5 protein-coding genes are annotated in these 4,574 nt (G+C 58.9%); 3 read left to right on the top strand and 2 right to left on the bottom strand.

The annotated features are described in order from the left end of the window. The 3 genes from tnpA to AACQ38_RS23335 form a co-directional block, all read left to right on the top strand. The coding region (tnpA, locus tag AACQ38_RS23345) for an IS66 family insertion sequence element accessory protein TnpA (RefSeq protein ID WP_339367088.1) at positions 1 to 319 on the top strand (319 nt) is incomplete at its 5' end. Next, a complete protein-coding gene (gene tnpB, locus AACQ38_RS23340) occupies positions 313 to 648 on the top strand; it encodes an IS66 family insertion sequence element accessory protein TnpB (RefSeq protein WP_011144475.1) in 336 nt (111 codons plus the stop codon). The genes tnpA and tnpB, both read left to right, overlap by 7 nt. Before the next feature lie 63 nt (positions 649 to 711). Further along, positions 712 to 2,217, top strand: coding sequence for an IS66-like element ISPlu20 family transposase (locus AACQ38_RS23335; protein ID WP_165579201.1), 1,506 nt, complete (start codon positions 712 to 714; stop codon positions 2,215 to 2,217). A 198-nt stretch (positions 2,218 to 2,415) separates the two neighbouring features. On the opposite strand, the gene AACQ38_RS23330 is transcribed toward AACQ38_RS23335, so the two are convergent. Continuing rightward, on the bottom strand, positions 2,416 to 3,513 hold the full coding sequence (locus AACQ38_RS23330) for a fimbria/pilus outer membrane usher protein (protein WP_278249276.1): 1,098 nt from the start codon (positions 3,511 to 3,513) through the stop codon (positions 2,416 to 2,418). Beyond that, complete coding sequence (locus AACQ38_RS23325; protein WP_339367087.1) at positions 3,494 to 4,354, bottom strand: fimbria/pilus outer membrane usher protein; 861 nt, start codon at positions 4,352 to 4,354, stop codon at positions 3,494 to 3,496. The genes AACQ38_RS23330 and AACQ38_RS23325 overlap by 20 nt, the downstream gene beginning before the upstream one ends. Positions 4,355 to 4,574 lie beyond the last annotated feature (220 nt).

Raw genomic sequence — 4,574 nt, 5'->3', positions numbered from 1 at the left:
CCTGGAGACTGACACCATGAGCCGTAGCCGATATACCCCGGAACAAAAACAACACCATGTGACCCAATGGCGCCACAGTGACCTGACTCGAAAACAGTATTGCGAACAGCATCAGCTGAGTTTTTCCGCTTTCCGCGACTGGATTGCCGACAGTCACAAAATGCGCCAACCTCTCAGCCAGACACTGCCCGCCCTCTTACCGGTTTCACTCCAGCCTGACGACGCGCGCACCGTCACCCTGCATACCCCAGACGGCTATGCCATCGCCTGTCCATTGACGCTGTTGCCTGACGTGATGCGGGTACTGACCCGATGCTGAAACCGCAACAGCTCTTTCTGGTGCGAGAGCCCGTCGACATGCGCCGGGGCATTGATGCCCTGACCCAGCACCTGGAGGGGCTGAATTTGCGCTGGCAGGACGAAGCCGCTTTTATTTTCTGCAACAAGGCCCGCTCCCGTCTCAAGGTGTTGCGCTGGGACCGACACGGCGTCTGGCTGTGTACCCGCCGTCTGCACCGGGCCCATTTTGTCTGGCCGAAGCAGGGCGAGCGCAGCTGGGTGATGACGCCCGCCCAGTTTGACTGGCTCATCCGCGGCATTCACTGGCAACAAGTCGAGGGAGATGACCTGTCCGGCTGGCGAAACTAATTCCGCTACCCCGGTCACACTTTTACCGGATAACGACGGGGAATTATCCGGTACACTGTCGGCATGACGCTCAATGACTTAATCGCGCTGGATGACCCCGGCCAGTTCCGCCTGCGGGCACTGGCGCTGCTTCAGCAACAAGGTGATTATATTCGCCAGCTGGAAGACGCCCTGAAACAGGCGCAACGCTGGCGTTTTGGCGCGCACAGCGAAACCCTGCCTGCCGGTCCCAAACGCAGTCAGTTTGAGGAAGATGCCGATACCGATATCGCGGTGCTGGAAACCCGGCTGTCACGCCTGCATATCAAGGAAAACGCGCCCCCGGCCCAGCCTAAACGTCAGCCTTTGCCGGCGACTTTACCCCGTGAAGATATCCGGCTGACGCCGGAGACGGAGAGCTGCCCGGATTGCGGTCATGCCCTGCGCTTTTTGCGTGATGAAATCAGTGAGCGACTGGAATACTGTCCGGCCACGTTTATCGTCCGGCGCTATATCAGCCCGCAGTACAGCTGCGCGCGCTGTCAGTGTGTGCATGCTAAAGCCCAGCCCGCCCATCTTATTGAAAAGGGCCTTCCAGAGCCGGGGTTGCTGGCTCAGGTGGTGGTCGCTAAATATCGTGACCCCCTGCCGCTCTACCGTCAGCAGCAAATCTATGCCCGCAGCGGTGTCACCCTGGCCCGCAGCACCCTGTCGGACTGGGTGGGGCAGGTGGCTGTGGCGTTGCAACCGTTAGCCGATGCCCTGAAGCAGACGCTGCTGACGTCCCCGGTGCTGCATGCCGATGAGACCCCGTTGCCGATACTGGCCCCGGGAAAAGGCCAGACCCAGCGAGCTTACCTGTGGACGTCTGTCACCGGCCCCGATACCTCGCCGGCAGTGGTATACTATGAGCTGCATCCCGGCCGCAGCGGCCGTTATGCCCAGAGCCTGCTGAAAGACTGGTCGGGCGGCACGTTGGTGACGGATGACTATGCCGGTTACAACGCACTGCATGCCCGGGCGGATATCACCGAAGCGGGTTGCCGGGCTCACGCCCGCCGCAAATTCTTTGACCAATACAAAGCGAGCCAAAGTCCGGTGGCGAAACAGGCGCTGGATGGCATTCGTGACCTGTACAAGCTGGAGCGAAAAATCAAACACCGGCCGCCGGATAAACGGCGTCAGTGGCGGCAGCGTTATGCCCGGCCGTGGCTGAATGAGTTCCGGTCCTGGTTGCAAACGATGCAGACCCAAACTGCCCCCAACTCGGGGTTACGCAAAGCGATAGATTACACGCTGAAGCGCTGGTCGGCGCTGGTGTGTTATCTGGATGACGGGCGGGTGCCGATAGACAACAACCGGGCGGAGAATGCGGTCCGGGGTGTGGCGCTCGGCCGAAAGAACTGGCTTTTTGCGGGTTCACTGGCCGCGGGGCAACGAGCGGCCATGATAATGAGCCTGCTGGAAACGGCCAAAGCCAACGGACATGAGCCCTGGGTCTGGTTACGTGATGTCCTCAGCCGGCTGCCTGTCTGGCCGAACAATCGGTTGAATGAGCTGTTGCCCTGGCCTGAGAATCCCTTCCGTTAACATCCCATTTTGTTGTTATCTGACCACGCAAGGTGAGTTCACCGGAACATTACCCTTCTCTCTCCAAATTACTCATCTGTTCACCTCGCTCTTTCACGGTTGGGGCTAACCTCGCTTTGGGGGCGCCCCGGACGTCAAAGCGAGACAGGCGATATCTCATCGGGCATACCGGTCAGGCTGCCCACATGAGGGTCACGCTTATAGACATACGGCATCGGCCTGCACCAGTTTCCCGGAGGTATCGGACGACACCTGATAACGGGTGGTGCATTGTTGATTGGCCTCGTTTCCCCATTTAACTTTCACATGACCGGCGGACGGCATGCCGCTCAGATAAACCCGGCCGTTATCGCCCACAATGCCGCTGCCGGCCTGGGCTGCGTTGCCTGCCAGCGTTGCGGTGGCACCAAAGGGCACGGGTTTGCCATGATGTGTCAGGGTCAGCAGCAACTGGCTGCCCAGCCGGACCTGATAATTGGCCAGCGTCACCGCCCCTTTGGTCGGGTAAACGTTGCGGCTGGTCTGGTCAATATCGACCCCTTCCGGCAGGGTGGACGGGTCCAGATTGATGGTGTTTTTGTGGTAGACCGATCCGCCCGGCAGTACGGCGTAGCCACGCCAGTCGGTCTGTACGTTGCCGTTGCTGACCGTCACCCCTTTCGCCCCGGGTGCGCGGACTAATACCGCAGTATCGCCCAACGAGCGTGACAGCGTTAGCCCGTAAGGATGGATCAGAAGGGCACCGGACGTGCCATAGGTAACATGCCGGCTGTCTGCGCTGTCGTTATAACCCAGATTAACGCTCCCCTGACTGCCCTGATAACCCAGCGACAGGGCCCGGCTGTTTTGCTGGCCGCTGTGTCCCCAGCCTTGCTGGAGGTGATAACTCAGGCGGTTATCCCATAACATGCCACTGATGCCGGTCTGTTGAGAGAGGTTACCCTGCGAGTCGCGCGAGGCGGTATAGCGGGTGTAAAGGCCCCGTAACGCCGACGATGATCCAAACAGGCTCAGCGGGACCTGCATATTGAATGATACCTGACGGTTTTCCGGCCAGTGGCCCTCGCCCCTGATACGAGAAATGTTATAACTCAGGTTATAGCTGATCCCCATCAGCATCGCGTTGTAACCCAGACTCAGGTTGTTGTCGGTACGGCCATTCCAATAATTGTTGCGCGTCCCGGAGGCGTAAAGACTGCCCCAGCGTCCCAGTGTCTGACGCAGGTTCACCTGCCAGGTGTTCTGACGCCGGTCAAGTGCCCACGGCACCTGATATTCATTCAGATTGTAGCCCATGCTTGTTAGCATCACTGAAACTGTAGTAATGCTGGGTGGAATAGCGGTAGGCGGCCAGATCAATGCCGGTGCCGGTACTCAGCAAGTTTTTAGAATATTTCACGCGATAAGACTGGCCGAATTGTCCGCTTTCTTCCTGATCTTTGCTCCTCTGCAACTGTGCATGGGCCAGCGTCACATCCGCAGACAGCGCGCCAAATGCCCCCAATGACACCCCCGAGCCTAATACACCCGACTGGTAGTTGCCTGCGACCAGTCCGCCGCCATACAGGGTGATATTGTGGGGCAAACCATAGACCAGCGTGCCCATCGCAAATACCGGGGAACGGCTGCCATCGGTCAGGTTGCCGCCGTGATATTGACCGGTCGTCAATTCATATTTAACGCCGCCGGGACGTTGCATCACCGGCAGGGATGACGAGGCGATTGTCGAGACGCGGGTACGGCCATTTTCCTCTTTGACGGTCACCGTCAGGTCGCCGGCACTCCCGGTGCTATAGAGGTCGGTGAAACGAAACGGCCCCGGCGCCACCGCGGTTTGATATATGATGTTGCCATTCTGGGATACCGTCACCTGCGCATTGGCGTTCGCCACACCGGTTATCACCGGGGCAAAACCGCGCTGACTGTCGGGTAACATCGCCTCCTCAGAAGCCAGTTTCATACCCCGAAACGGGATGCTGTCAAAAATGTCGCCGCCGGTGTAGGTTTCACCCGCCGTGAACTCGCTGCGCAGTGAGGGGATATCACGTTGCAGGTAGGTATTGCTCACCTGCCATTGGGTCTGCGCCGGTGTGGAAAAGCCGGCGGTGGCCTCGTTGCGCTGACGATTGTGTGCCACGAAGGCATGCACCGGGGACGTAAGTCCCCGTGCAGCTATGCAACACAAGAGATGAGGGCAGGCCCCTCGAAGCCGTTTTACAGGAAATGGCTTCAAACCCCCCACTGCTGCTGCGTTTAAGAGACGTGGTGGTGAGCGAGATGGGAAAAGGTCGGGCATGATCCGATCAGGTAGGGATCGAAGAGACGAACGAAAGTGAACCGTTGATGATGTGTCGAAA

It is taken from the genome of Photorhabdus sp. RW14-46, assembly GCF_963887965.1.
GTDB lineage: Bacteria > Pseudomonadota > Gammaproteobacteria > Enterobacterales > Enterobacteriaceae > Photorhabdus > Photorhabdus laumondii.
Note: the sequence above shows the minus strand (reverse complement) of the source record. Positions and strands in the feature narration are given on the sequence as shown.